This window comes from Methanocaldococcus fervens AG86, assembly GCF_000023985.1.
In the GTDB taxonomy this organism is placed as follows: domain Archaea; phylum AGJL01; class Methanococci; order Methanococcales; family Methanocaldococcaceae; genus Methanocaldococcus; species Methanocaldococcus fervens.
The window spans coordinates 1,191,753-1,218,508 of sequence record NC_013156.1 but is presented as its reverse complement, the minus strand read 5'-3'; the positions used below and the strand labels follow the sequence as shown (position 1 = coordinate 1,218,508).

Here is a 26,756-nt window from a genome sequence, read left to right as displayed (position 1 = left end):
ATTATTTTTATTATAACTCACCAACTATCGGCTTTAATATTGCCTTTTGCTCTTCATTAACAATATTTTTCAAAATCTTTTTTATTAACTTTTTATCTTCATTATCTGCAGAGTTATAGATTCCAGCAAGTAAGTAAATATAATCTTCCAAAAGTTCAGGCATCTTTTGACTAACCTTATAAAATATTTTTAGGCATAGCTTTCTTTTATCAGTATTCAACAAATTCCCAATACTATGTATGCTATTCGGATATTTAAATATAACGTTTGATATAACATCCACCATCAACTTCTCCTCTCCTTTATAACTTCCAATCTCATTTATTAATATTGGAATGACAAGCTCATTGGGATGCTCTTTAAAGAATTCTAATGCCATCAGCCTTAATTTTTTTGTTGCAAATATCATTTCAGCAATTTTTGGAATTAATAGATTTATTTTTTCTTTATCCAACAATTTTTCATCTATAAATTTTTTGATAGCATTAATAAAAGCTAATTTTGAATAATAGCCAACCGCCAAATTTATAATCTCTCCAATTTTATCAACTCTGTTCAATGATGCGTAAATCATAATTTTGTTCGCATTTAGCAAATCTTTATCTTCCATATCTGCCTTTTCAGTTATTTCTAAAATTTTTTCAGCCAAATCATCACTTATTTTATTATTAATTACAATTTCAGTTAAATGAACTATAAGCTCTCCATTTCTTTCAATATCATCTAAAAGCTCATAAATATCTATTAAATTTAGATTTTTAGCCCCTATCAATTCAATTGTTTTATAAAACTCATATCCAATTTTTTCAGCTATCTTTAAATCGTTGTAGTGTATATTATACTTTAAACAAATCTCCGCTATAATCTCCTCTATAATTCCCATGGCAACATTACATTTCCTTATCTCCTCCTCCATCATCAACATATGCCTAAATCCGCCCATAAACTTCTCTTCTTCCAATTTATAAATTAAGTTTTTTAACCTTTTATGCTCGTTAATTAAAAACTCCAAATACTCTTTTTTTGCAAATTCTTTTAATATCCTCAACGATGATATTTTTAATCCTAAATTCATCTTTCTTGCATAAATAAACGCTTTATTTTCAATATACTCCCTTAAATCTTTATTGTTTTTTGCTATCTTTTTAAGCTCCCTTATTGCCGAAGTTTTTGCCTTACCATAACCATAATTTAAAAATTTAAATAACAAATCAACCTTAGTTTTCGAATCCTTTTTTAATGATATTAATTTGACTCCAACAAACTGTTTTTCCTCATTCCCTTTATATAAAAACTCTTTTAAAAATTCCTTATCGTAAAAATCTGACGGAATTTTAACTTCTTCTCTTAAAATTACATTTAAAATATTTTTTCCATGTGATTTTAGTAAATATTTTAGCTCTTCATCTGAAAGCTCAACTTTAATATTTAATTTTCCAAATAACTGTTTAAATTTTTTGTATAACCTTTTATCTTCATCGCCCAGCAACGTTAAATTCAAAAAACTTTTTAAAATATCTTTTTGATTTTCATCTAACGAATCAACTATATTTAATAGTATATCAACTACTAACTCTCTTTCATCCTTTTCTTTTGAATAAAGCTTATTAGCTAAAATTTTTAAAATATCTGAGTTGTATTTTTTTAATAAAACTTTTATCCCATCGTATATATTTTTGGTCTTTGTATACTCAAGAATAGCTTTAAAAAATACATTCTCGTATTTCATATTCTTTAAAAATAAATAAACAACTTTCTCATCTAAATCTCTCTTTGAAATTTCAATTATTGCATCGTCAACCTTCTCTTTATTACTTAACTTTTTTAAAACATCTTCTGCCTCTTTAGCTATAATTCTTCTTTCATTTAAAGCCAATAAAACATAAAATAAATATCTCCCAATTATTTTTTTGTCCAACCTCTTTAAAACCAACAATGCCCTCCTAATGTCATCTTTTTTGTTTGATATAAATAGCTCGTCTAAAAACTTTAAAATATCTGGATTGCTATTAATTAACTTAGATAATTTATCATACTTACCTTGCCTCAAATATCTCAAAAACTCTTCTCTCTCCATATTATCACAAATAATAAAATATCATAATTGAAATAAATAACCTTCGGAACTAAGCCCTTATTGGTATGAAACTTTTATGAAAAGTTTCATCAAAATTAGGTTTCCCCAGGCTTTTTCTAAAAGGCTGTTCGGGATACCCCAGAGCGACTTCGCTACATTCAGCCTTATTTTATTTAAGAGGTATTATGAGGGGCTAAAAGCCCTTCCTTACCATAGGGCTCCGCCCTATTGGGATACCCAGAGCGGGGGCTTCACTACGTTCAGCCCCACTTTAGTCTAAGAGGCATTGCCGAGTGGAGCGAGTCAATGCATCCGTTTTGATCAACCTTTTACTAAAAGATTGATAGATAAACTTTTCTGGTGATATTATGAAAACTGAAATGACTAATGTTGATGTTTGCTGTGTTGTTGATGAATTACAAAGCTTAATTAATGGTAGATTAGATAAAGCATTTTTAATTGATAACGAAAACAACAGAGAGTTGATTTTAAAAATTCACGTTCCTGAAGGCGGAAGTAGAGAACTTGTTATAAGCATTGGTAAATATAAGTATATAACTCTAACAAATTATGAAAGAGAAAAGCCAAAACTTCCGCCATCATTTGCCATGTTATTGAGAAAATATTTAAAAAATGCCAAATTAGTGAAAATTGAGCAGGTAAATTTTGATAGAATTGTTATTTTCCACTTTGAAACAAAGGAGGGGATTTATAAGTTAGTTGTTGAGTTGTTTGGAGAAGGTAATGCTATATTTTTGAATAATGAGAATGTAATTATAGCCCCACTTAGAGTTGAGAGATGGAGCACAAGAAAAATCGTTCCAAAGGAAGAATATAAGTTCCCTCCTCAAAAGCCATTAAATCCCTATAATTTAGATTTCTCAATCGCCTATGAAGTTTTTAAAGATTACTTTTTAAATAATAAAGATGTTGAATGTGTTAGATTAATATCAAGGATCTTTGGTATTGGTGGGCTTTACGCTGAGGAGATTTGTGAAAGGGCTGGAATAGATAAGAAAAAGAAGGATTTAAATGAAGATGAGATTAAAAATCTCTTTGAAGCTTCTAAAAACCTATTTAATGAGATATTTAACAACAAAAAGCCACAAATTGTTTTAAAAGATGACCGTTATTTTGATGTAGTTCCTATAGATTTAAAAAAATATGATGGCTTGGAGAAAAAGTATTATAACAGCTTTTTAGAGGCAGTTGATGATTACTTTGCCAAATTCTTAACGAACATTGTGGTTAAAAAAGAAAAATCAAAGATTGAAAGGGAGATTGAGAAACAGGAAAATATATTGAAAAGGCAAATGGATACATTAAAAAAATATAAAGAGGATGCAGAGAAAAATCAAATTAAAGGGGATTTAATCTATGCAAACTATCAAATTGTTGAAGAGCTTTTAAGTGCCATAAGACAGGCAAGAGAAAAAATGGATTGGGCGAGAATAAAAAAGATAGTTAGAGAAAATAAAGAACATCCAATTTTAGGTTTGATTGAAAATATAAATGAAAATGTTGGAGAGATTGTTATTAGGTTAAAATCAGAGGTTGACGATAAGGTTATAGAGGAAAGGGTTTCATTAGATATAAGAAAAAACGCCTTTGAAAACGCTGAAAACTATTATGAAAAAGCTAAAAAGCTTAAAAATAAAATTGAAGGTATTGAAAACGCTATCGAACTAACTAAAAAGAAAATAGAGGAGCTTAAAAAGAAAGGAGAGGAGGAGCTGAAAGAAAAAGAGAAGTTAAAGATGAAGAAAAAAGTAAGGAAAGAAAGAAAGTGGTACGAAAAGTTTAAATGGACTGTTATTAATGGATTTTTGGTTATTGCTGGAAAGGATGCAATAACAAATGAGATTATCATTAAAAAATATACCGATAAAGATGACATTGTATTTCACGCGGATATTCAGGGAGCTCCATTCACAGTCATAAAAACTGAAGGAAGAGAGGTTGATGAAGAAACACTTGAAGAGGTTGCTAAATTCTCCGTCTCCCACTCAAGAGCTTGGAAACTTGGATATGGAGCTATAGACACTTATTGGGTTAAACCAGAGCAAATATCAAAAACTGCTGAAAGTGGAGAGTATTTAAAAAGAGGAGCATTTGTAATTAGAGGAGAGAGGCATTATTATAGGAATACACCGTTAGAGTTGGGTATAGGAGTTATTGAATATGATGGAGATATAAAAATAACCACAGCTCCACCAAAAACATTGCAAAAAAGCTTTATTAAATGGGTTTTATTAAAACCTTCAAATAAAGAGAAAGGAAAGGTCGTTAAAGAGTTGAAAGAGATTTTTAAAGATTATGGCGTGGATGATGAAGACATTTTGAGGGTTTTACCACCTGGAGGATGTGAAATCGTTAAAAAATAATTTATTTATTTAATTTCTTTTTAATACAATTATTTTTACACGAACATGTTGAACATGCAAGAAACTTCAATTTATTTAATATTTTATCAACGATAGTTTCTTTTTTATTTTTGTTCTTTTTTGTATCTTTCATAGGTTCACCATACTTTTTAATCTTAGTTAAATTTTTTAATTATATTTAAAACTTTTGCCAACATAGATAATGATATATAAATTAATTAGCCCAACATATTTATACCAAAACATAAAACAAATTTTTGGTGAAATTATGATTATCTTTGGATTGTTTGGAAAAACAGGCTGTGGAAAGACTGAAATACTTCAGGAGTTAAAAAAATGTCATCCTGTAATTGATATTGAGGAAATCGCAAGGACGAGAGGGAGCATATTAGGCGACCTCTACCACTTAAGCATGAGAACTCAAGAAGAGTTTGATGAGCTAATTAATAAAGAGATTGAGGAGGCTAAAAAAATTGGTTATGCAGTTGTAGAATATGAGGGAAGAAAGATTGGAGGAGAAAAGAAGTTAAAAATCCCAGAATTGTTGGCAGATATTAAAAACTACACCTATAAAATTTTAATTGATTGCCCTTATGAGTGCCAAATAAACAGATTAGTCACAATTTACAAACCAAAAAATGAAAGGGAGAAAGAAATTTTAATAAACAAGTTTTTAATATTAAGGAATAGTTTTAAAAAACCAGAGATGATTGAAGCTGTTGATAATATAATAGAACTGATAAAGCAAGATAACTACTATGAAGCGGCAAAATTGATTGAGGAGAAGCTTTATAGAGAGCATTATATGAGAAATGTGAAAAAAATAAAACCTGATTTGATAGTTTATAACGAAGATGTCAAAAAATCAGCTAAAATAATAGATGAATTTATTAAAGAAAAATTAAAGGAACATAAATTAATTGAGGGAGAAAATGGATGAAGAAATTTTAGCTCGGCTGGTAACATTTACCGAGGATGTTGTTTTATGCATTGTTTTAAATGATGGGCGGAAAATGATAACAAACGGTAAAAAAATATTAGCTGGAAAAATTGAAGGTGAATTAGCCTCTTTTATATTAAATACATCCAAAGAATTCTTAAAAGACAAAAAAGTTGGTGTAATGAAATTTAAAGATTACGATGTATATTTTGAAAGAATAGATATAAACAAATTTTTAAAGACTATTGGAGGAGAGCTCGTTAAAAACACCATTACTGTAAGCGATCTCTTAAAATTAATGGATAAAGAAGATGTTATTATTGTGGATACAAGAAGTCCGAGAGAGTTTAAAGAAGATACAATCCCAGGAGCTATAAACATCCCATTGTTTTTAGATGAAGAGCATGCATTGATTGGGAAAATATACAAACAGGAGGGTAGAGAAAAGGCTATTGATGTAGCTATAGACATTATTGAAAAAGGATTGAAAAGAATTTTAAATGAAGCAAAAAAACTTGATAGGGATAAATTGATTGTTGTTTTCTGTGCAAGAGGAGGGATGAGGAGTCAAACGATGGCTTTAATCTTACAGCTATTAGGTTTTAAAGTCAAAAGATTAATAGGTGGTTTTAAAGCATTTAAACATGCTAAGCAAAATTTATAAGAGTTTTAAATGCCCTGTAATTTTATCTATTTTTTCATCCTTCTCTGGACCTATGGCAACGGCAGTTAATGTTCCTGGCTCTAACTGTGTGTGCCCAGCATCCCTAATTATTGAACATGGTAAGCCTTCACTTCTTGCTTTATTGTATATATCTATCAGCTCTTTTTCAGAACTAACCTTAACAACAACCTTTTTTTGCCCTTCCCTCAACCATTCCTCAACAACTTTTGGATTCTTCCTTTTTGCATCCAAAAAAGCCTCTATTATTGCATGTCCACCTTGAGCAACCATTTTCCCCTTTCCCATACCTAAATCAGTTCTTATCACTATAACCATTTTCATAATCTCACTACAGATTTTCTACAATCTCTTTCCAATTATTTGGTTTTTTGAAATCCTCATCAGTATATAATCCTTCTTTTATTAAAATTCCCCTTGCAGCTATTAAACCAGTAGCTGCAGCATTAACTATGTCTCTTGTTAATCCAGCACCATCTCCAGCTGCAAACACATCCTCTATGTTTGTTTCTAAATGTTCATTTACTTCCAACTTCATAGCATAGTATTTAATTTCTGGAGCATAAATTAGAGTATTAGGGCTAAAAACTCCTGGAATGATTTTATCAAGCTTTTCTAGTCCTTCAATTATATCTGTAGTAATTCTATGTGGAAGAACCATGGCAATATCTCCAGGGGTTACATCCTTTAATGTAGGCTCTACAATACTTCTCTTTATTCTACTCCAAGTGCTTCTCCTTCCTTTTAATAAATCTCCCAATCTCTGAAGTATTGGCTTATTACCGCCAATAGTTGTAGCTATTTGAGCAATATTTCTTCCGTAGCTCGTTGTATCTTCAACAGGTTCAGTTAGCTCTACTCTAACCAAAAATGCAAAGTTTGTGTTTTTGCTTTTTATTCCCCTCATTGAATGTCCATTAACACCAATTAAATTATCATAGACTTCTTTAACTACAAATCCATTTGGATTTGTGCAAAAAGTTCTAACAAAATCGTCGTAGGTGTCTGTATAGATATGAAATTTTGGGTCGTGATTTATTTTGGTTATGTGCTCCATAATTAGGGCTGGAACCTCTACCCTAACACCAACATCTATAGGTGCATGGGTAGCTTTCAAATTAACTTTATCCATAATGCTGTGAAGCCACTCTGCCCCTCCTCTTCCTGGAGCTAAAATTATGTATTTTGTTTTTATCGTTTTTATTCCATCTTTAGTTTTTACTTTAACCTCTCCCCTCTTAAATTCTATTACTTCAGAATTTATCATAAATTTAACTCCTCTACTTTCCAAATATTGTTTTATATTTTTAATAACCTTTGGAGTGTTGTCAGAACCTATATGCCTTTGAATTATAGGGATGAATTTTATCCCAGCCTGAGTAGCTTTTTTCTCAAGCTTTTTAACCTCTTCCTCATCCCCTTTGTAAATATCTCTCGGAGCACCAAACTTTAAAAATATTTCATCCACTTCATAAACTAACTGCCAAGCATAATTTTCATCATTAACGAGTTCAGTTAAATCCCCTCCGATGTCAGGCCTTAGGTTGAGTGTTCCATCACTTAGCCCTCCAGCTCCTCCAACACCATACATAATATTGCAAGTATCACATTTTAGACACTTTCCGGTAACTAACATAGGGCATTTTCTATCATCTATATCATTTCCTCTCTCAACAACCAAAACTTTTAGCTTAGATTTCTCTACCAGCTCATAAGCTGCAAATAATCCAGCTGGTCCTGCTCCTACAATAACTACATCGTAATCCATACCCTCACCAAAATAAATTAATAATTGACTAAATCACTTACCAGTTTTTACCAACACTTTTACTTTTTCCTTCTTTTTTTGCTCTTCTTTTAATTCATTATTAATTATATCAATTAAATGATTTACAAGCTCTTTTAAAGGATCTATTATATATGGCAAAATATCTATTAATTCATTTTCAGTTACTATACCCACTATTTTCCCGTTATCCACTATTGGTAATTTTGATACACCATATTTTTTCATAATTTTTAATGCCTCCTCTATTGATGTATCCGGTGAGATAGTTACAAGTTTTTTTGTAGCAATTTCATAAATCTTAACATTTTCTGGAGGTACTCTTTCTAAAAGAATATGTTTTATAATATCTGTTATTGTAACTATTCCAACAGGGCCATTATTTTCATCGAGAAGTATACAATATCTCCTCCCTTTGTCAATCATCATTTTCATAGCATCGTATGCAGAAAGTGAACTTTTAATAAATAAAGGTTCAGACATAGCAACAACTACTGGGATATCAGTTACCATAAACGCCACCAAATTTACTAATAACAATGACAACTATTATAATTGTCCATAATTGTTAATACTATTAATCATTAAATTTTTTGTTACACTAGTTTATATAACTTTACTTTTGTAACCATACTCAATGACCAGGAGTAGTTATTTAAAAAACATCAAAATTTCAAAAGATAGATTTTTATTTGAAAAAATCTTATTACCTATCTTAAAATACAGCTGAGTATAACGTGAGAATTATGGATGAAAAAGGTGTTAGTGAGAGAGAAATTTTGGAAGAACTAATGAATTACAGAAAATTGGATTTAAAGTATGAAGATGGAAAAATCTTTGGCTCAATGTGTTCAAATGTATTACCAATAACAAGAAAAATTGTAGATATGTTTTTAGAAACAAACTTAGGAGACCCAGGGTTATTCAAAGGAACTAAATTGTTGGAAGAAAAAGCTGTAGAATTGTTAGGCTCATTATTAAACAACAAAAAAGCCTATGGACACATAGTTAGCGGAGGAACTGAGGCAAATTTAATGGCTTTAAGGTGTATAAAAAATATTTGGAGGGAGAAGAGAAGAAAAGGACTATCAAAAAATGAACATCCTAAAATTATTATACCAATAACTGCCCATTTCTCATTTGAAAAAGGAAGAGACATGATGGATTTAAGCTACATATATGCTCCATTGAAGAAAGATTATACTGTAGATGAGAAGTTTGTTAAAGATGCCGTTGAAGATTATGAAATAGATGGCATTGTTGGAATAGCTGGAACTACGGAACTTGGGACTATTGATAACATAGAAGAGCTAAGCAAGATAGCAAAAGAAAACAACATATACATTCATGTAGATGCAGCTTTTGGAGGCTTAGTAATTCCTTTTTTAGAGGAAAAGTATAAGAAGAAAAATATCAACTATAATTTTGATTTCTCCTTAGGTGTTGATTCTATAACTATTGACCCACATAAAATGGGACACTGTCCAATTCCAAGTGGAGGAATTTTATTTAAAGATATAAGCTATAGGAAGTATTTAGACGTTTATACTCCATATTTAACAGAAACGAAGCAGGCAACGATATTAGGAACAAGGGTAGGGTTTGGAGGAGCTTGCACCTATGCTGTTTTAAAATACTTGGGTAGAGAGGGGCAGAGGAAGATAGTTAGTGAGTGCATGGAAAACACACTCTACCTCTACAAAAAATTAAAAGAAAATGGTTTTAATCCTGTTATCGAACCAGTATTGAATATTGTAGCAATTGAGGATGAAGATTACAAAGATGTTTGCATGAAGCTTAGAGATAAGGGGATTTATGTTTCAGTTTGCAACTGCGTTAAAGCTTTGAGAGTTGTTGTTATGCCACACATTAAAAGAGAGCACATTGATAACTTTATTGAGATATTAAAAGAAGTTAAAAAAGATTAATATTAAAAAAAAATAAATTATTTCTTCCTACTATTTAACAAGTTTACAACAAAATCTTTCTTTTTAATAGCTTCATCACAAGCCCTTCTAACTTTTTCTTTCATCTCTTCAAAGTTTTCTGGTTTTTTCTCACCAACAACCTTCTTAACTGGTGTATAGGCAGATTCTCTAAACATTGGTTTTAATGGAATTCTTTTATCTCCATCAACTAAGTAGCTTTCTTTTCCTTCTTCAACGTATCCAACTTCCATAGCTCCAGTAGCCTTTTTTATATCTTCAGCATACTCTTCAGGGCAGATTATCATTAAAGAATCAGTGGAAACTCCGAGAGGATCTATATTTAATGCTTCAAGCATCTCCAAAACCTTTGGATTGATTGTTTTATAGACCTTCTCTTTATCAAATACTAATGAAACTTTGGCTGTTTTTGAAATTTCATAAGCATCTCCCCTTAAACCACCATTTGTAACATCAGTCATAGCGTGAATATTTTTAACCAAACCACTTTTAATTAAATTTTGGCATGCTTTTATAAAATCTACATTTAAGGTTTCATAGATCACATCAAACCATCCATAGTATAGGGCGGTTGTTGTTATAGTTCCTCCCCCACTACCTTCAGTCATTAAAATAACATCCCCAACCTCAGCATTTCTCCTCGCAGTTGGTTCTCCTTCTTTAATAACCCCAATAGCTCCAACAGCACTAACCAATCTATCTCCAATTACCATGTCCCCTCCAACTCTTAAAGTACTTCCTCCTATTAAAGGAACATTAACTGCCTCAGAAACAGCGCATATTCCAGCTGTGAAGTCAAATATCTTTCCAACATCTCCATCATCAGCTAAATGCACATCGCTAATTAAAGCTACTGCCTCAGCTCCCATAACATAAATGTCTCTTAAAGCAGCTCTTGCTACGTGAAACCCCCCTAAAAATGGGAAATCACTTAATCTTGAATGTGTTCCATCTATTGCTGCAACTATGTATTTTGCATCTGCTCTAACAATTCCTGCATCGTCCTGCTCTTCAGCTGAGACATAGGCTTTAACTTTAGTGCTTTTAACAATCCTTGCTATCTCCCTATGCACAAAGAAATCGCCTTCTCCTCTACTACCAACTCCCATTTTACCCATTGTAACTTCAGATTCAGGATATTTTAATATATTTTTTAAATTTTCATCCTCTATTTCTTTAAATTTTTCAGTTGTCTTTACCTCCTCCAATATGGCCTTTATAAACTTTCTTGCAAACTCTTCATCAACATCTTCTTTAATCTCTAAAATTCTTTTAAATCCATCCTCTATAATTTTATTTTCAGGAATTTTTTTTCTTAGACATCTTCTAACATATCCTTCTAAGTCCATTTTTTCACCAAATTTAAATTTAATAATAAACAAATATAAAAAAGAGCCCTTATTTAAAATTATTTTAGAGATAAAAAATAAAAATTTATTCAAGAGCTTTTTTAACAGCTTCTTTTAAAAATTTAGGTGAAGCTAAAAACACTCCTTTATGGACTTCTTCATCGTAGTATTTTGTTTCCATATCTTTTAAAGCCTCTTTTATCCTTTCTTCATCAGTTTCTAATGGGTTGTATTTTTTAGATGCCAATGTGAAGCTCCAAAATCCGCTTGGATATGTTGGCATTGGATATGTGTATGGCATGATAATTTTGAATCCAGCATCTTTTAAATATCTACAAATATTTTGTATCAAATCTAAATTATACAATGGACTCTCTGATTGTTGAACCATAATTCCGTCATCTTTTAAGCATTTAAACACATTTTTGTAAAATTCTTTTTCAAATAATCCTTTAGCAGGTCCCACGGGGTCTGGACAGTCAACAATAATTACATCATACTTCTTGTCTGTTTCAGCAACATACCTAATTCCATCTGTTATTATCAAATTTACCTTCTCATTGTCTATTTCACAGCTCAATTTTGGCATATACTTTTTACAAGCCTCAATAACCTTTCCATCCAATTCAACGAAATCTACTGTTTCAACTGATTTGTGCTTAACTACCTCCCTAACAGTTCCTCCATCTCCTCCTCCAATAACTAAAACCTCTTTTGGATTTGGGTGGGTGAAAAGAGGAACGTGGGAGATTAACTCATGATATATAAATTCATCTCTCTCTGTTGTTTGAAAAGTGTTATCTAAAATTAAAACCTTTCCAAAATCGTATGTATCAATAATTTCTATCTCCTGAAATTCTGATTTGTCCATATATAAAATATCCTTAACTCTAACTGATAAAGCTACATTGTTGTTGTGATATTCGGTAAACCATATGTGGCATTTAAAATTGTTATTTTGATTCACTCTTCATCACCTTCATTTAGCCTTATACCCCTCTTCAAATCCAAAATCTCAACGTGTTTTGGTTTTAAAAAGTCCCTAATAATTGGTAGTGCTTTTGCTGGTTCAACGTGAGTTCCACAGGTGAAAATATCCATAGCAGCATATCCAAGTTCAGGCCAGGTGTGAATTGATATGTGGCTTTCTGCCAAAACAGCAACTCCTGTAGCTCCTTGAGGTGAAAATTTATGTGTTCTTACACAGATTAACGTAGCTCCGCAAGCCTCTACACTATCTACCAACATCTTCTCTATACCTTCTACATCATCTAAAGCCTTTGGATCACACCCCCATAACTCCAATATTAAGTGTTTTCCTAAGTATTTTAACATGTTTTCACCTCCAAAGGTAAAAATATAAAATAAATTTTTGAAAAAACCAAAAATCTCAGATTATCTTTAAATTATTTTCCTCTAATAATTATTTATCCTAATCATATTTAACTGTTTGGTGTTATTTTTAAATTTTTATTCTTATTTTTTGTTGTTTATTTATACCACAATGCAGCTGCAGCAAATGCACATCCTAATTTTTCTACTGTATGCTCAACAGCAATTGATTCAATCCTATCCAATTCCCAACCTCTCATTTCAAAACCCATCTTTGCCATTTCTCTAACTGTTTTCTCTGCCTCTTTTTTTGAGCATTTTCCTTCATACTCCATAATTAATCCGCATAGGCTTTTATCTTTTGGAATAGCAACACTTATTGCAGCTGCTATTGTTTCTCCTGGAACGTCGCTAATCATATAACCGTAAGCTGTTGGAACTAAAGCACCCATTGGCAATTTTGGTAAAGGAACAATTTCAGCTCCTGGAGGCATTATACTACTTATCCTAATTAAATTAACATTACCTATACCTGCATTCAATAAAGCTCCATCAAACGCATTCAACGGTGTTTCACCTTCACTACTTCCAGCTACCAAAGAAACTGTGTTTGGTAACTTAAAATAAGCATTTAGAGGGTTTATCTCAGCGTTCATTCAACGCACCTCCAAAAATTTAAATTTTTCTCAATTTATAGGCGATTATATATAATTGCTATAAGATTTTTTAGTGTAAATAATGATTACTCATATATAAACTCTTCGGTGCTAAAATAAATCAAAATTTTTTAAGCTTTTATGTAAAAAAACAGAATATTACAAACTATTTTTAATTAAATCAGGAAGATACTAACAAAAAAGAAAATTTTAAAATTTTTAAAACCATTAACGTATAAAAATAGATTTTATCTATTATTTTTTGATAATCTTTAAATTAAGAACTCTTTTTCTTTTAATATCTCTTCCACAGTCTTTCCTAAATAATCATCCTTAGATACAACTCCGTAAGGGTAAACATAAACTTTATTTTCAATGTTTATTCTCGGATACTCTGGCTCTATAATTACATCCTCCAACAAACATCTTTTTAAGTAGTTGGCTGTCTTTGTAATATTCATCAATTTTGGCGGTTTGTATGGTGGATTATTCTTCAAAAACTTCCACTTTGTCCCATAATAAACAATATAATCAGGATTGAATAATAAAACAACCTCTCCATGTATCTCTAAAACCAAAGTCCATGAAAAAACTCCTCTTGTAAAACCCAACAATCTACCCAAATAAGATGTTTTTGGCGTTTCATAATAAACTTTCAAAGTTCTGCCTACAATCCTTGACAGAGCTTCCTTAATATGTACATTCTTTGGGTTTGTTGGGAGGGAAGTTTTTGGAATAACGTTTATAGGGATGCAGTTTATAGGTTTAACCATATGCAGAGCTAAAAGAGGGTAGAAATATATATGCTCTTTCTTGTTTTTCATCACTATACCTTCAATAGGGCCATTAAAATCAGCTTTTAAAACTCTCCCTCTATAGGTGTTAAAAGATTTATTTAGTGTAAATTCTCCAATCATATCCTTTCTTAATGCATATTTTGGTTTCAAACCAAAAACCTCCTATTGGTTTTATTTAAATTATTTTAATATAATTTTAAATTATCAACTATTTAAATTTTATTTGTAATATTTACTAAAAAAGTAAATTAAAACAATTTAAGATTTATTCAAACAATTCTCTTAAATTGAATTGGTATTTACCTAATTTACCTCCGTAGTTTCCAGCAGTGATTTTCTTAACTCCTGGAACTTTTGTAGCTGCTAAAATACCTTGTTTCATTGCCTCTTTAACAGCCTCTTCATCAACTCCATCAATAACTATCTCGTAAACTCCATTTACATCTTCAGGAACTTCTGAATCTTCAACGACTCCTTTCAATGTTGGACACATCTTGTGGTTTGTTGTAGCAACCATGAACTTGTATTTTGGATTGCTTGCTCCAACTTTACTACCTGAAGCAACAACTCCTCCTGGGAATGGAGTTATAACACCTTCAACACTTGCAATGGCATTAACTGCTGCTTCAGCAGCAATTAAAGCAGAAGCATTTGTATCTGCCATTATGAAGAAGTTTCCTCCAGCAACTCCTTTTTTAATTCCAAATTTAGCTTCAGTTATAAATTCTCCTCCCATGATTGGAATTCTATAAACTTTTCTTCCGTACATCTCATCTTTCTTCTCATATCCGTCTCCGAAAAACTTCAACTTAAATCCAACTTTTAGTTGCTCTTCAGCTTTATCTCCCATAGCGTCAAAAATAGCTGTTGTTGGGCATGTTAAGACACACTGTCCTAATCTCTCTAACATTTGATGCTCTAATTCTGACTTTTTAGGGTGGCAAATTTGAATTATAAATCCTGGTCTTCCATCTGGGGTTTCTGATGGTGGGACATACTTCTCAATTCCCGCCTCTGCTGGACACATTATGACAGAGCATCCAAAACCGGTTGCCTCTGTAGCTGCAATCTTAGCCCACTTCTTTGTAGCAGCTGTTATTAAAACTCTTGATACATATATTGGAAATGCTTCTGCAAATGTGTCCTCAATATATACTCCATTTATCTCCATCGTTTCCCTCCATTAAGGTCTTAATAGCTAATAACATTACTAATTTATCTTAGGTGTTATTAATATCTTATCATTTGATTTTTAATATTTTATAAATCCATAAATAAAAATATATCAACAATAATCTTAAATAATCCAATATTGATAATAGGTAACATGAACTAAAAAATTAAAATCTTAGAGGGATAAAATTGAATGGCATTAGGAGAATTGTTTTAGATATATTAAAGCCACATGAACCAAAAATAACAGATATGGCGTTAAAATTAACATCATTACCAAATATCGATGGGGTTAATATTACCGTTTATGAGATTGATAAAGAAACTGAGAATGTTAAGGTAACTATTGAAGGGAATAACTTAGATTTTGATGAAATTCAGGAAATTATTGAAAGTTTGGGAGGGACCATTCACAGTATAGATGAGGTTGTTGCTGGTAAGAAGATTATTGAGGAAGTCAGAACTCCACAGGACAGATATTAAAAATAAAAATAACAAACATCCCATCTTTTTTACTATTTTAAAAATTAAATAGTTGTGTGATAACATGGACTTTTTTGAGAAATACAAAAATTTAAAGGAAAAGTATGAAGAAAAAAAGATAAAACCAAAAGTTGTAGTGGTTGGAAGGAGTAATGTTGGTAAATCTACTTTTGTTAGATTGATAACTGGTAGAAAAGATGTTAAAGTTGGAAAAAAGCCTGGTGTTACTTTAAAGATTAATGAATATGATATGGGAGAGTATATTTTGGTAGATATGCCAGGTTTTGGTTATATGGCCGGATTGCCAAAAAAAATACAGGAAAAGATTAAGGATGAGATTGTCCATTATATAGAAAATCATGCAGATGAGATAGCTGCAGCAGTTCAAATTATAGATGCAAAGGCATTTTTTGAAATAGTTGAAAGATGGGAAGAGAGAGGAGAGATTCCAATTGATTTAGAGATGTTTGACTTTATAACTGATCTAAAAATAAGCCCAATTCTTGTGGCTAATAAGATGGACAAAATAAAGAAAGAAGAATGGGATGAGGTTTTAGATGGAATCTGTGAATATCTAAAATGCCAGCCACCATGGCATCAGTGGAAGTTTATTGTTCCTGCAATATTGAAAGAAGGTAAAGGGATTGAAGAAATAAAGAAAAAAATTATTGAAAGAGTTAGGTTATTCAAAAAATTGAGAAATATTGAATAAACAATAAAAAAGAAAAGATTCGTTGCAATCCTCACTGTTCAGATTGCAACGCTTTTGCCTATGAAAGTTTATCCTATAAAATAGAGCTCTTATTTAAACTGTATCTCTATTTGAACGTTATCTGGGATTCTTATTTTCATGATGTGTCTTAAAGCTCTTTCATCTGCATCTATGTCAATTAATCTCTTATGAATCTTCATTGTCCATCTATCAAATGTTGATGAACCTTCTCCATCTGGACTTTTTCTTGTAACAACTTTTAAGACCTTTGTTGGCAATGGTATTGGCCCTGAAATATCAACACCAGTCTTTTCAGCAATCTCTTTTATCTGTCTGCAAATTTCATCTAAAACTTTGTGATCTGTACTTGATAACTTAATTCTTGCCCTTTGCATACTCCCTCCTCTTAACCTCTTTTAAATTATAAAAAAATAAAAATGGGGTTAAAAAGGTTAATTAAAAGAATTTATTTGTTTTTAGGTTTAACTTCGATTGCCATACCAGCAGCAACTGTCATACCCATATCTCTAATAGCGAATCTTCCTAACTGTGGAATTTCCCTAACGTTTTCGATGACCATTGGTTTTGTTGGTTTGATTCTAACAATTGCTGCATCACCAGTTCTTAAGAACTGTGGGTTCTCTTCAATGACTTGCCCTGTTCTTGGATCTAATTTCTTCATTAACTCAATGAATGTACATGCAACTTGTGCTGTGTGTGCGTGGAAGACTGGTGTGTAACCAACTGTAATTGCTGTTGGGTGTTGTAAGACAACGATTTGAGCTACGAATTCATCAGCAACTGTTGGTGGGTTGTCTGGGTGTCCACAAACGTCTCCTCTCTTAATGTCTTTCTTACTAACCCCTCTAACGTTGAATCCAATGTTGTCTCCAGGTTCTGCTTGTGGGATTTGTTCGTGGTGCATTTCAATTGACTTAACTTCTCCTTGGACACCAGCTGGTTCAAAGACAACTTTGTCTCCTGGTTTTAAGATACCTGTTTCGACTCTTCCAACTGGAACGGTTCCAACCCCTGTAATTGAGTAGACATCTTGAATTGGAATTCTTAATGGTAAGTCTACTGGTTTTTCTGGTGGTACGAACTTGTCTAAAGCTTCAACTAATGTTGGTCCTTTGTACCATGGCATGTTTTCTGATCTCTTAACAACGTTGTCTCCTTTTAATGAAGCTGTTGGAATGAAGTCAATTTGGTCTGGGTTGTAACCTAAGACTTTTAATAACTGCTCTGATAACATCTTTTTCATTTTTTCGTATTCTTCTTGGCTGTAGTTAACTGTATCCATCTTGTTGATTGCAACAGCTAATTGCTTAATACCTAATGTTCTTGCTAAGAATAAGTGCTCTCTTGTTTGTGGCTGAATTCCTGTCTTAGCGTCGTTAACGTCGACAACTAAGACAGCAGCGTCTGCCTGTGAAGCTCCTGTAATCATGTTTTTAATGAAGTCTCTGTGTCCTGGACAGTCAACAATTGTAATTTCATATTTTGGGGTTTCGAATTTCTTGTGAGCTACGTCAATTGTAACCCCTCTTTCTCTCTCTTCTTTTAAGTTATCCATAACGTAAGCAAACTCGAATCCTGCTTTACCTTTTTCTTGAGCTTCTCTTCTTAATCTTTCTAATACCTGTGGGTCAATAGCTCCACTGTCGTATAATAATCTTCCAACTGTTGTTGACTTACCTGCATCGACGTGTCCAATGAATGCTACGTTTAATACTGGTTTTTGCTTTGCCATATTTCATCACCAATTTTATTTTATTTTTATTTTTTTGTAAAATGGTGTTAAGTTTTAACTTAACAAAGTTGGAATAAGAATACACAATTTGTGGTTTGTGGTGATATAACTATTAATTAGGGGGTATATAAATCTTTTGGTCATAAGACAAAAAGATGTTAAATTAAAATTTAAAGGGATTGGAAAATAATTACTCCAATTTAAGTCCCTTTCTTTCTCTAATCTGCTTAATTAACTGATCTTGCATTTCTCTTGGAACTTTTTCATAACCTGCGAACTCTATACTCCAGAGACATCTACCCTGGGTAGCTCCTCTAATAGCTCCAGCGAATCCGAACATCTCTGCAACTGGACACTTAGCCTTAATAATTGCCATATCTCCTTCTTGCTCCATATCTAAGATTTGTCCTCTTCTGTTGCTGATTTCTCTCATCGCTGCTCCCATGAAGTCTTGAGGAGTGTTGATGTAGACGAATTGCATTGGCTCTAACAATACTGGTTTTGCCTGCATCATTGCATCTCTAATACCAAATCTTGCAGCTGGAATCATTTGAGCAGGCCCTCTGTGGATTGCATCTTCGTGTAAGACAGCATCCATTAATTTAACTTTAACTCCCTGACACTTCTCTGCTGCCAATGGACCGTTTCTCATAGCTTCCTTAAATCCTTGTATAATCAATTCTTTAACTTCATCTAAGTGGACAATACCTCTTGTCATGTTGACGAGAACGTTTCCTTCGTAGACACACATTACTCTCTTAGCTTCTTCTGGATCCATTCCTGCTTTGATTAATTCTTGAACAATTTTATCATCTAATTTTCTCTTTGTATCAATGTCTGGGATTTTACCTTCTTTGTATGCTTGTAAAACTCCTTCTTCTAATGGTTCTACTATGAAGTAGAGCTTGTTGTGTTTGTTTGGAGACTTACTCTCAATCATTGGTGATTGTCCTGTTACTGTCTCTCTGTAAACAACGATTGGCTGACCTACTTCAACTGGAATTCCTGCATCTCTTTCAATCTTCAATTTTGTGATAATTTCAATGTGCAACTCTCCCATACCGCTTAATAAGTGCTCTCCAGTCTCTTCATTAATCTCTACTTTAACTGTTGGGTCCTCTCTTGCAATCTGTCTTAATATTTCAATTAATTTTGGTAAATCTTTTGTGTTTTTAGCTTCAATAGCTACTGTAATAACTGGCTCACTGATGTGTGTTATAGCCTCGAATGGTTCAATTATGTGATCTGGAGAACAGATTGTTTCCCCTGCTGATGCCTCTTTTAAACCAACCAATGCACAGATGTTTCCTGCTGAAATACTCTCTACAGGAATTCTCTCTGGACCCATGAAGACAGAAACTTGTTGAATCTTTGCCTTTTGCTGGCTATTTACCATGTAAACTTCGTCTCCCTGTCTAATTCTACCACTGAACAATCTACAGACGGAAACAGCTCCAGCGTGTTTGTCCATGATAATCTTTGTAATAACCCCTGCTAATGGCCCATTAGGGTCGCAATTGAGCATAGCTTTTCCAGCTTCTGAGTTTAAATCTCCTTTCCATAAGTGTGGAATTCTGTATTTTTGAGCTTCTGGTGGGCTTGGTAAATGTTTAATAACCATGTCTAAAACAACTTCATGTAATGGAGCTTTTTCAGCTAACTCTTCTTGTCTGTCTTCTTCACAGTATTGGATGATGTCTTTAAATGTAATTCCACTCTTCTTCATAAATGGAACTGAAATTGCCCAGTTGTTGTAAGCTGAACCAAATGCGACACTTCCATCTTCAACTCTAACGAGCCATTTGTCTTTAAATTCTTCTGGAGCCATCTTTCTAATTAAGTTGTTGATATCATTGATAATCTTAATGAATCTGCTCTGCAACTCTTCAGGTGTTAATTTTAACTCGTTAATTAATCTATCAACTTTGTTGATGAAGAGAACTGGCTTAACTCTCTCTTTTAATGCTTGTCTTAAAACGGTCTCTGTCTGTGGCATAACCCCTTCAACTGCACAGACAACAACTATGGCCCCGTCAATAGCTCTCATAGCTCTTGTAACGTCCCCTCCGAAGTCAACGTGTCCTGGTGTGTCGATTAAGTTAATTAAGTACTCTTTTCCTTCGTAGGTGTGAACCATTGAAACGTTTGCAGCGAAGATTGTGATACCTCTTTGAGCCTCCTCTTCATCGAAGTCAAGAGCTAACTGCTCTCCAGCCAATTCTTTTGAAATCATTCCTGCTCCAGCTAATAGGTTATCTGATAATGTTGTTTTTCCGTGGTCAATGTGTGCACAGATTCCAATGTTTCTTATCCTATCATACTTTTCCATCAATTCTTTAATTTTAGCAATCATCTTTGCTCTCTTTCCCATAACCTTCACCTTATTTTAGTTTGTTAAAAATTTTATAAAATTAAGTTTATAGGCAGAAAATTTCGGCAGAGATTGAAAAATATATAATTTATCTTGCTGATTGAGCAACTCTTTCTGTTTCTTCTTTCTTTCTAACTGCATAGCTTTTCTGCATATCTCCTCTTGCAGCAGCAATAATTTCCTCAGCTAATGCTTCTTCAATTGGTTTTTTGCTTTTATGAGCAGCCATGTATGCTCCAAGGGCAATGTTTCTTAAAGCTACATCAATTCTTCTTAATGATGAACAATCAACTGATTGTAAGTAGACAATTCCCCCATAAGAGATTCTTGTTGTATCTTCTCTTGGACCAGCGTTTTCAATTGCGTCTACTAAAACTTGAATTGGGTTTTGTTTTGTTCTTTTTTCGATTATTTCAAAAGCATTTTCGACTATTTTCAATGCTTTTAATTTTTTACCTGTGTTTTCTTCTCTTCTCATAACTTTATTTACTAATCTCTCAACAATGTTCATCTTTGCCTTTTCAAATTGTCTCTTTGTGTATCTTCCTGCAGTGTGTGGAACGTAGATTGGAGTTAAGTTTATGTAGTTTCTCAAACCAGGGTCTTTAACAACAACATCCTTTGTACTCCATCTTCCAAATATCTTAATTTCGTCAAGCTCCAAATTACCACCTCATCCTTCCAAATTTTTAATAAATTAAATATAATGGATTTATCTTTTGATTTTCTCCTGTCTTCCTCTAACTAATTCTCTCAATGAGTTTCTACCGACCATTATAACTTTATACTTAACTCCTGGAATGTCCCCTTTAGCTCTTGGCCCTTTAGGACCTCCAATACCTTCAATAATAACCTCATCGTGTTCATCAATGAAGTTTATAGCATGGTTTCCTGGACAGAATGCTGTTACAACTCTACCGTTTTTAATTAACTGAACTCTAACACACTTTCTGATAGCTGAGTTTGGCTGCTTTGCCTCTAAACCAACTTTTTCAATAACTATTCCCCTTGCCATTGGAGCTCCTTCTAATGGGTCATACTTTTGCTTTAATTTCAAAACTCTCCTAACGTAGTTGTAATCGTGCCATCTGCACCATTTTCTTTTTAATCTCAACTTTCTTCCAGCAAATTCTCCTCTTGGTGATTTACTTCCACTCATAATCTTCACCTTTTATTTTTAATTGGTTTAGCATCGTAATAGTATTAATAATATTATTCATGATAATTCAAATCACATATACATATAAATATTTTTACTCGTTCTTTACCTCCTGCTTAGCTTCAGCCTGCTCTTGCTGTTGCTCTTCATTTACAGGTTTTCTTGCTTTTTTTCTTTTAAATTTTTGATTGTCAATAATAACTTTTATTTTTGTAATTTTTGTATGTCTTTTCAAAATTTGTAAAGCTCTTTCTAAGTTTTTACCTTTTTCTCCAAAAACCGCTCTTCTAACTCTTGGATTTATTCTAATAAAAGCAACTACATCCTTTCCAACTCTCTTAACCCAAACATCCTCTAATTGTATTGGAGCAAATATATTTCTTATAAACTTTCTCCAATCGTCTGAGTATTCAATGATATCAACTTTTTTTCCAAACTTTTCTTCAGCTTTTTTAACGTTTTCGCCCCCTTTCCCAATTGCCGCTCCAACATCACCCTCCTTTACAATAAAAGCAACCCTTTCATCATTTAATATACAGTCAATTATAGGAACGTTAGCAATTTTTTCAAAAAAACCAATTTTCATAATTTCTTCTGTTGATAATCTTACCTTAGCCATTATTCACCACCTTCTTTATTCTCTACCAGCTCCATGATGTTTGAAAGCCCTTCATCTAAAACCAAAAGAGCAGCAACTGGGAAAGGTTTTCCACAAACTGCACCGAGTTCTAATGATGTGATTTTGTGTTGATAAACTGGGATGTTTGATAATTTAGCGTAGTATTTAACATCTTCTTCAATATCTTTTGGAATGTTTCCAGCTATAACTACTAACTTACCTTCTCCGTGTTTGATAAACTTCATTGTTCTTTTTGAACCTAATATTACTTTACCTGTATCTACTGCAGTTCTAATTGCCCTATTTACGTCCATATTCTCCCTCCTTCTCATTTTTTACTCCGGAGGGATTTTTTTAGGACTTTCGTAGGTAGATATATCTTTAACTTCTAAAAATATTCATTCCTACGAAAGTCCTAACTCCCTACCGGTAAGAACATTTGGTTTTTGATAATAGTTCCTCTATATTTATATACTTTTTGGATGATAAAAATGTCAAAAAATCATATCAATTTTATTTATTAAGGTCAGAGAAGGGCGCGTTCATCATCATTATTTCAGCACATCGATGTATCATCATCCCTCTATATAAAAAATAGATTATGTTAAAATGTTAAAGATTTTAATATAAAAACTTTACTCCTCTTTATTGCCCTCCTCATATTCCCTATCTATTGATAGTTCAACACATCCAGTTCCAAGGTATATTGGTTTTCCAACAATAACATTTTCTATAACTCCTTTTAACTTATCAACATCTCCTCTCTCTGCAGCAGCATATAAATGTTTAACGGTCTCTTCAAATGCCGCTCTTGCCAAGACAGAACCTTTTTCTCCTGCAACTCCATGCCTACCTATTGGCTTAACCTCTCCATCAGCTGTCATCATATCCGCTACCAACATCAAGTGCCTTATATCAACTTCCAAACCTTGCTGTTCTAATGTATTCCTCATCTCGTTTATTATTGCATTTCTTGCTGCTTCAATACCCAAAACTTCCTGAATTTCAATGATATTGTTTGTTATTGTTCTTGTTGTATCAACACCTTCAATTTTAAACACTTCCCTTAAATTTGAACCTTGGGAGTATAGAACGTATTCGTCCCCTTCCTTTTTAACTAAAACTCTCTCAATTCCCGGAATTCCCTTTAACTGTATGTTCTTAATTTTTGGAATTCTCTTTCTAAGGGCTTTTATTGATGGAGTTTTTATTTTTAAATATAATGTGCTTCCTTCAACATCAATCTTTACCTTTACCTTCTTCTTAATTGCCTCAACAACATCATCTATTGTTAATCCCCTGTCAGCCAATCTATTTTCATCCAATTCAACCTTTATAGACTGAGTCCATAAATCAATACTTATACTCTCAGCTATATTCTCCAATGTTAAGCTTTCAATCTCTTTTGCTATCTTTTCAGCCTTTTCTTTATCATTTTTATAGCCTTCTTTTAAATAGATAGTCATAATAGGTGTTGATGGCTCTTTTCTTGCATCTACAATCTCAATCATCCTTGGCAAACCTAGGGTAACGTTAATCTCTGCAACCCCTGCATAGTGGAAGGTTCTCATAGTCATCTGTGTACCTGGCTCACCAATGGATTGAGCTGCAACGATCCCTACTGCCTCATACGGCTCAACCATGGCATTTCTATATGCATTAACAACCTCATTAATAATCTCTTCTATCATTTCATCTGTCAAATCCTTCTCTTTTGATAATTTCTCAAATAACTCATCCTTTAATGATTGTGGTAAATCCAAACCCTCAATTTTTTCTTTTAAAACTTCCATATCCATATACTTTCACCTTAAAAAATTAAAAATTTATTAAAAATCAGTTAAAAGGGATTTATTTGTTATATTTCATCTTAACCTTATCGATTATTCTGTCAATATTTACAGATTTTCCTCTATCAGCGAGCATTGGATCGACTCCATCCTCTCCATACATAAACTGAATCATAACTCCTCTTGAATCCCTAACAGTTCCATCAAACTCTGTTTTTAAATCTTGTAGAGCGTTAATTAATCTTCTCTGCATGTAACCAGACTGAGCAGTTCTAACTGCCTGGTCAACCAATCCCTCTCTACCTCCCATAGCGTGGAAGAAGAACTCTGTTGGACTCAACCCTTTCTTATAACTACTTCTAACAAACCCGTGGGATTTTGCATCTAAGCTTCCTTTCTCAAAGTGAGGCAATACTCTACCCCTATAACCTCTAAAGATCCTTCTACCTCTAACAGACTGCTGCCCCAAACATGCCGCCATCTGTGTTAAGTTTAATATATTACCTCTTGCCCCAGTAACAGCCATGATAACCGCATGGTTATCTAAACCTAAGTATTTCTCAGCAATTTCCCCAGCCTTATCTCTCGCTTCCCTCAAAACGTTGTTTATATATGCCTCTCTTGATTCCTCCAAGTCTAAACCTGGGAGCAATTCAAGTTCTCCTCTTTCGTATTTCTCAATAATTTCTTTAACTTTTTCTTCTGCTTCATTTAAGACTTTTTCAATTTCTTTTAACGCTTCTTCTGGTAAATCCTCATCGTCAATTCCAGTAGTGAATCCTCTTAACATCACTGCCCTTATTGCCATCTTAGTAGCTGAATCAAGGAATTTTCTTCCAGCTTCTGGACCGAACTCTTTAACTATTGTGTGTAAGATTAAACCTGCCTCTGCCCCATAACCGTTTTTATCAATAACTCCTTTAATTAACTCTCCATCCTTTATAACAACGTATGCATCATATGGACATTCCTCTTTCTTACATTCATCACACTTTCTACAAATCTTCGCCTTGTATCTCAAATTCAATCCTTTTGGTAATGCTTTACTGAATATCTTTTTACCAGAGTATAATGGAACTCCATTCTCTACCTTATCTGGCTCCCACAACTCATCCTTTATTCCCCCACTTCTTAAGATTAAAGTTGCTTCATCCTTTGTAAAGTAGCTTGAGGTTAAGAGATAAGCTCCTGAGATGAAGTCGTGTATAGCCCCAATAATAGGTCCTCCGAATCTTGGAGAGAGGATGTGCTTTTCAACGAGCATTAAAGCTTCTGCCTCTGCTCTTGCCTCCTCTGACTGTGGAACGTGTAAGTTCATCTCGTCCCCATCGAAGTCAGCGTTATATGGTGGACAGACACACAAGTTATGTCTAAATGTTCTGTATGGTAAAACTCTAACCCTGTGAGCCATGATAGACATTCTGTGTAATGAAGGTTGTCTGTTGTATAAAACAATGTCTCCATCCATTAAATGTCTTTCAACAATATCTCCTTCTTTTATATTTTCTGCCCAGAAATCTTTGTTACTTTCAGTTATTTTGACCTTATATTCTTGCTCTACTCCATCCCTGCCAATCATCTTTCTTATAACGTAATTAACTCCAGGATGTTTCTCTGAACCATTCCTCAATAGTTGCCTAATCCTCTCAATGTTATATTTTGTTACTTTTTCTGGAACTGTTAATTCTTTAGCTACAATTTCAGGAACCCCAACTTCATTAATACTTAAACATGGGTCTGGAGAGATTACAGTTCTTGATGAGAAGTTAACCCTCTTACCAGCCAAGTTGTACCTAAATCTTCCTTCTTTACCTTTCAATCTCTGAGCTAATGTTTTTAATGGCCTTCCACTTCTATGCTTTGCAGGAGGAATTCCTGGAGCCTCGTTATCAAAGTATGTATTGACGTGATATTGTAAGAGATTCCATAAATCCTCAATAATTAAGTTTGGAGCTCCTCCTTCTATATTCTCTTCCAATCTGTTGTTAATTCTAATGATATCAACTAATTTGTGAGTCAAATCATCCTCACTTCTTTCTCCTGTCTCTAAGGTAATTGATGGCCTTACAGTTACTGGAGGAACTGGTAGAACTGTAAGAACCATCCATTCAGGTCTTGCAACTTCTGGATTTAATCCCAATAAAATACAATCCTCATCCGGGATTTTTTCCAATATCTCCCTAACATCTGATGGAGTTAATGTCTTTTCTTCATTTCCATCAATTCTATAGTATGTTGTTGGCTTTTCAAATTTTATATCATATTTAATCTCTCCACAGTGTGGGCAAATTGTTACTTTTGAAGCCTCTTTATAAACTTCCTCACAAACTTCCCATTTGTTTCCTCCATCTCTTTCCAATTTTTCCATTTTTTCTAAAATCTCTTTTCTTTTAGTTTCACTTATTGCAACCCTTCCACAGTGTGGACAGACAGCTTTTAATATCTTATAAATTGTTTTAGCAAATCCTATATGAATTACTGGCTTAGCTAACTCTATATGCCCAAAATGCCCTGGACATTCTCCAATTCTTCCACCACATGTTTTACAAACTAAACCAGGGTCTATAACTCCCAATCTTGTATCCATTAAACCTCCATCTATTGGATAACCATCCTCATCGTAGGTGTCAGGTGTGACTATCTTAGCCACTGACATTTGCCTTATGTAATCTGGAGATAATAAACCAAACATTATTTCTCCAATCTCCTTAGGGATTTCATATTTTTCCATTAACATCACCAAATGT

General features: G+C 33.0%; 26 protein-coding genes. 6 read left to right on the top strand and 20 right to left on the bottom strand.

Translation table 11 applies throughout. The annotated features are described in order from the left end of the window. Positions 1 to 10 precede the first annotated feature (10 nt). Positions 11 to 2,077, bottom strand: a complete 2,067-nt coding sequence (locus tag MEFER_RS06545; protein WP_015791831.1) for a hypothetical protein — start codon at positions 2,075 to 2,077, stop codon at positions 11 to 13. A gap of 368 nt (positions 2,078 to 2,445) precedes the next feature. On the opposite strand from MEFER_RS06545, the gene rqcH reads away from it, so the two are divergent. Further along, positions 2,446 to 4,461 carry a ribosome rescue protein RqcH gene (gene rqcH, locus MEFER_RS06540; RefSeq protein ID WP_015791830.1) on the top strand — a complete coding sequence of 672 codons (2,016 nt, stop codon included), beginning with the start codon at positions 2,446 to 2,448 and terminating at the stop codon, positions 4,459 to 4,461. A 1-nt stretch (position 4,462) separates the two neighbouring features. On the opposite strand, the gene MEFER_RS08610 is transcribed toward rqcH, so the two are convergent. Beyond that, positions 4,463 to 4,594 (bottom strand): hypothetical protein, encoded by a 132-nt coding sequence (locus tag MEFER_RS08610; protein ID WP_281034137.1) that lies wholly within the window; start codon positions 4,592 to 4,594, stop codon positions 4,463 to 4,465. Positions 4,595 to 4,729: 135 nt separating this feature from the next. On the opposite strand from MEFER_RS08610, the gene MEFER_RS06535 reads away from it, so the two are divergent. Together MEFER_RS06535 and MEFER_RS06530 are read left to right on the top strand one after the other, a co-directional pair. Further along, the gene (locus MEFER_RS06535) at positions 4,730 to 5,401 is read left to right on the top strand and encodes a selenouridine synthase SelU-like subunit (protein WP_048056361.1); all 672 of its coding nucleotides are present in this window, start codon (positions 4,730 to 4,732) and stop codon (positions 5,399 to 5,401) included. Next, positions 5,394 to 6,065: a selenouridine synthase SelU-like subunit gene (locus tag MEFER_RS06530; protein WP_015791828.1), complete on the top strand. Its 672-nt coding sequence runs from the start codon at positions 5,394 to 5,396 to the stop codon at positions 6,063 to 6,065. Before MEFER_RS06535 ends, MEFER_RS06530 begins: the two co-directional genes overlap by 8 nt. On the opposite strand, the gene pth2 is transcribed toward MEFER_RS06530, so the two are convergent. From pth2 to MEFER_RS06515, 3 genes are read right to left on the bottom strand one after another with little or no spacing between them, the layout of a single operon-like run. Next, positions 6,060 to 6,410, bottom strand: a complete 351-nt coding sequence (pth2, locus tag MEFER_RS06525) for an aminoacyl-tRNA hydrolase (RefSeq protein WP_211204182.1) — start codon at positions 6,408 to 6,410, stop codon at positions 6,060 to 6,062. The two genes, MEFER_RS06530 and pth2, sit on opposite strands and share 6 nt — an antisense overlap. A gap of 4 nt (positions 6,411 to 6,414) precedes the next feature. Beyond that, positions 6,415 to 7,851: an NAD(P)/FAD-dependent oxidoreductase gene (locus MEFER_RS06520; protein ID WP_015791826.1), complete on the bottom strand. Its 1,437-nt coding sequence runs from the start codon at positions 7,849 to 7,851 to the stop codon at positions 6,415 to 6,417. A 33-nt stretch (positions 7,852 to 7,884) separates the two neighbouring features. Then, on the bottom strand, positions 7,885 to 8,382 hold the full coding sequence (locus MEFER_RS06515) for a CBS domain-containing protein (protein WP_015791825.1): 498 nt from the start codon (positions 8,380 to 8,382) through the stop codon (positions 7,885 to 7,887). Positions 8,383 to 8,615: 233 nt separating this feature from the next. Here MEFER_RS06515 and mfnA point away from each other — a divergent pair, with 233 nt between their 5' ends. Then, positions 8,616 to 9,797, top strand: a complete 1,182-nt coding sequence (gene mfnA, locus MEFER_RS06510) for a tyrosine decarboxylase MfnA (RefSeq protein ID WP_015791824.1) — start codon at positions 8,616 to 8,618, stop codon at positions 9,795 to 9,797. A 17-nt stretch (positions 9,798 to 9,814) separates the two neighbouring features. On the opposite strand, the gene MEFER_RS06505 is transcribed toward mfnA, so the two are convergent. The 6 genes from MEFER_RS06505 to fhcD all read right to left on the bottom strand — a co-directional run bounded on the left by MEFER_RS06505 (position 9,815) and on the right by fhcD (position 15,120). Then, positions 9,815 to 11,164 (bottom strand): AIR synthase-related protein, encoded by a 1,350-nt coding sequence (locus tag MEFER_RS06505; RefSeq protein WP_015791823.1) that lies wholly within the window; start codon positions 11,162 to 11,164, stop codon positions 9,815 to 9,817. Between the two features lie 85 nt (positions 11,165 to 11,249). Continuing rightward, positions 11,250 to 12,131: a spermidine synthase gene (gene speE, locus MEFER_RS06500; RefSeq protein WP_015791822.1), complete on the bottom strand. Its 882-nt coding sequence runs from the start codon at positions 12,129 to 12,131 to the stop codon at positions 11,250 to 11,252. Continuing rightward, on the bottom strand, positions 12,128 to 12,499 hold the full coding sequence (gene speD, locus MEFER_RS06495) for an adenosylmethionine decarboxylase (protein WP_015791821.1): 372 nt from the start codon (positions 12,497 to 12,499) through the stop codon (positions 12,128 to 12,130). The genes speE and speD overlap by 4 nt, the downstream gene beginning before the upstream one ends. A 155-nt stretch (positions 12,500 to 12,654) precedes the next feature. Continuing rightward, positions 12,655 to 13,152 (bottom strand): pyruvoyl-dependent arginine decarboxylase, encoded by a 498-nt coding sequence (locus tag MEFER_RS06490; protein WP_015791820.1) that lies wholly within the window; start codon positions 13,150 to 13,152, stop codon positions 12,655 to 12,657. A 272-nt stretch (positions 13,153 to 13,424) separates the two neighbouring features. Next, positions 13,425 to 14,099, bottom strand: coding sequence for a hypothetical protein (locus MEFER_RS06485; protein WP_015791819.1), 675 nt, complete (start codon positions 14,097 to 14,099; stop codon positions 13,425 to 13,427). Between the two features lie 115 nt (positions 14,100 to 14,214). Next, positions 14,215 to 15,120 (bottom strand): formylmethanofuran--tetrahydromethanopterin N-formyltransferase, encoded by a 906-nt coding sequence (gene fhcD, locus MEFER_RS06480; protein ID WP_015791818.1) that lies wholly within the window; start codon positions 15,118 to 15,120, stop codon positions 14,215 to 14,217. A 191-nt stretch (positions 15,121 to 15,311) separates the two neighbouring features. Between fhcD and MEFER_RS06475 the strand changes: the two genes are divergently transcribed. After that, positions 15,312 to 15,605, top strand: coding sequence for a DUF211 domain-containing protein (locus MEFER_RS06475; protein ID WP_012980680.1), 294 nt, complete (start codon positions 15,312 to 15,314; stop codon positions 15,603 to 15,605). Between the two features lie 64 nt (positions 15,606 to 15,669). Beyond that, on the top strand, positions 15,670 to 16,317 hold the full coding sequence (gene engB / locus MEFER_RS06470) for a GTP-binding protein EngB (protein WP_015791817.1): 648 nt from the start codon (positions 15,670 to 15,672) through the stop codon (positions 16,315 to 16,317). 89 nt (positions 16,318 to 16,406) lie between these two features. Here the strand turns inward: engB and rpsJ are convergent, their stop codons facing one another. From rpsJ to MEFER_RS06425, 9 genes are all read right to left on the bottom strand, one after another. Then, positions 16,407 to 16,712, bottom strand: a complete 306-nt coding sequence (rpsJ, locus tag MEFER_RS06465; protein WP_015791816.1) for a 30S ribosomal protein S10 — start codon at positions 16,710 to 16,712, stop codon at positions 16,407 to 16,409. Positions 16,713 to 16,783: 71 nt separating this feature from the next. Then, positions 16,784 to 18,070 (bottom strand): translation elongation factor EF-1 subunit alpha, encoded by a 1,287-nt coding sequence (gene tuf / locus MEFER_RS06460; protein WP_015791815.1) that lies wholly within the window; start codon positions 18,068 to 18,070, stop codon positions 16,784 to 16,786. 190 nt (positions 18,071 to 18,260) lie between these two features. Then, positions 18,261 to 20,441, bottom strand: coding sequence for an elongation factor EF-2 (locus tag MEFER_RS06455; RefSeq protein WP_015791814.1), 2,181 nt, complete (start codon positions 20,439 to 20,441; stop codon positions 18,261 to 18,263). Between the two features lie 88 nt (positions 20,442 to 20,529). Further along, entirely contained in the window at positions 20,530 to 21,105 is a 576-nt protein-coding gene (gene rpsG, locus MEFER_RS06450) for a 30S ribosomal protein S7 (RefSeq protein ID WP_015791813.1), read from the bottom strand. A 48-nt stretch (positions 21,106 to 21,153) separates the two neighbouring features. Beyond that, positions 21,154 to 21,600: a 30S ribosomal protein S12 gene (locus MEFER_RS06445; protein WP_015733602.1), complete on the bottom strand. Its 447-nt coding sequence runs from the start codon at positions 21,598 to 21,600 to the stop codon at positions 21,154 to 21,156. 94 nt (positions 21,601 to 21,694) lie between these two features. Continuing rightward, positions 21,695 to 22,219: a NusA-like transcription termination signal-binding factor gene (locus MEFER_RS06440; RefSeq protein WP_015791812.1), complete on the bottom strand. Its 525-nt coding sequence runs from the start codon at positions 22,217 to 22,219 to the stop codon at positions 21,695 to 21,697. Beyond that, complete coding sequence (locus MEFER_RS06435; protein ID WP_015791811.1) at positions 22,219 to 22,551, bottom strand: 50S ribosomal protein L30e; 333 nt, start codon at positions 22,549 to 22,551, stop codon at positions 22,219 to 22,221. Before MEFER_RS06435 ends, MEFER_RS06440 begins: the two co-directional genes overlap by 1 nt. 303 nt (positions 22,552 to 22,854) lie before the next feature. Next, positions 22,855 to 24,018 carry a DNA-directed RNA polymerase subunit A'' gene (gene rpoA2 / locus MEFER_RS06430; RefSeq protein WP_015791810.1) on the bottom strand — a complete coding sequence of 388 codons (1,164 nt, stop codon included), beginning with the start codon at positions 24,016 to 24,018 and terminating at the stop codon, positions 22,855 to 22,857. Positions 24,019 to 24,070: 52 nt separating this feature from the next. Beyond that, positions 24,071 to 26,740, bottom strand: a complete 2,670-nt coding sequence (locus tag MEFER_RS06425; protein ID WP_048056359.1) for a DNA-directed RNA polymerase subunit A' — start codon at positions 26,738 to 26,740, stop codon at positions 24,071 to 24,073. Between the last annotated feature and the right edge of the window lie 16 nt (positions 26,741 to 26,756).

What these genes read in the sequence shown, in the direction of transcription:
- MEFER_RS06425 (WP_048056359.1), bottom strand. Translation starts at nt 26,740, where the DNA reads ATGGAAAAATATGAAATCCCTAAGGAGATTGGAGAAATAATGTTTGGT.
- engB (WP_015791817.1), top strand. Translation starts at nt 15,670, where the DNA reads ATGGACTTTTTTGAGAAATACAAAAATTTAAAGGAAAAGTATGAAGAA.
- speD (WP_015791821.1), bottom strand. Translation starts at nt 12,499, where the DNA reads ATGTTAAAATACTTAGGAAAACACTTAATATTGGAGTTATGGGGGTGT.
- fhcD (WP_015791818.1), bottom strand. Translation starts at nt 15,120, where the DNA reads ATGGAGATAAATGGAGTATATATTGAGGACACATTTGCAGAAGCATTT.
- rpoA2 (WP_015791810.1), bottom strand. Translation starts at nt 24,018, where the DNA reads ATGGATATGGAAGTTTTAAAAGAAAAAATTGAGGGTTTGGATTTACCA.
- tuf (WP_015791815.1), bottom strand. Translation starts at nt 18,070, where the DNA reads ATGGCAAAGCAAAAACCAGTATTAAACGTAGCATTCATTGGACACGTC.
- MEFER_RS06445 (WP_015733602.1), bottom strand. Translation starts at nt 21,600, where the DNA reads ATGAGTGGAAGTAAATCACCAAGAGGAGAATTTGCTGGAAGAAAGTTG.
- MEFER_RS06515 (WP_015791825.1), bottom strand. Translation starts at nt 8,382, where the DNA reads ATGGTAACTGATATCCCAGTAGTTGTTGCTATGTCTGAACCTTTATTT.
- MEFER_RS06440 (WP_015791812.1), bottom strand. Translation starts at nt 22,219, where the DNA reads ATGGCTAAGGTAAGATTATCAACAGAAGAAATTATGAAAATTGGTTTT.
- MEFER_RS06535 (WP_048056361.1), top strand. Translation starts at nt 4,730, where the DNA reads ATGATTATCTTTGGATTGTTTGGAAAAACAGGCTGTGGAAAGACTGAA.
- MEFER_RS06455 (WP_015791814.1), bottom strand. Translation starts at nt 20,441, where the DNA reads ATGGGAAAGAGAGCAAAGATGATTGCTAAAATTAAAGAATTGATGGAA.
- MEFER_RS06520 (WP_015791826.1), bottom strand. Translation starts at nt 7,851, where the DNA reads ATGGATTACGATGTAGTTATTGTAGGAGCAGGACCAGCTGGATTATTT.
- MEFER_RS08610 (WP_281034137.1), bottom strand. Translation starts at nt 4,594, where the DNA reads ATGAAAGATACAAAAAAGAACAAAAATAAAAAAGAAACTATCGTTGAT.
- MEFER_RS06435 (WP_015791811.1), bottom strand. Translation starts at nt 22,551, where the DNA reads ATGAGAAGGAGGGAGAATATGGACGTAAATAGGGCAATTAGAACTGCA.
- MEFER_RS06490 (WP_015791820.1), bottom strand. Translation starts at nt 13,152, where the DNA reads ATGAACGCTGAGATAAACCCTCTAAATGCTTATTTTAAGTTACCAAAC.
- MEFER_RS06545 (WP_015791831.1), bottom strand. Translation starts at nt 2,077, where the DNA reads ATGGAGAGAGAAGAGTTTTTGAGATATTTGAGGCAAGGTAAGTATGAT.
- mfnA (WP_015791824.1), top strand. Translation starts at nt 8,616, where the DNA reads ATGGATGAAAAAGGTGTTAGTGAGAGAGAAATTTTGGAAGAACTAATG.
- rpsJ (WP_015791816.1), bottom strand. Translation starts at nt 16,712, where the DNA reads ATGCAAAGGGCAAGAATTAAGTTATCAAGTACAGATCACAAAGTTTTA.
- MEFER_RS06530 (WP_015791828.1), top strand. Translation starts at nt 5,394, where the DNA reads ATGGATGAAGAAATTTTAGCTCGGCTGGTAACATTTACCGAGGATGTT.
- MEFER_RS06505 (WP_015791823.1), bottom strand. Translation starts at nt 11,164, where the DNA reads ATGGACTTAGAAGGATATGTTAGAAGATGTCTAAGAAAAAAAATTCCT.
- rqcH (WP_015791830.1), top strand. Translation starts at nt 2,446, where the DNA reads ATGAAAACTGAAATGACTAATGTTGATGTTTGCTGTGTTGTTGATGAA.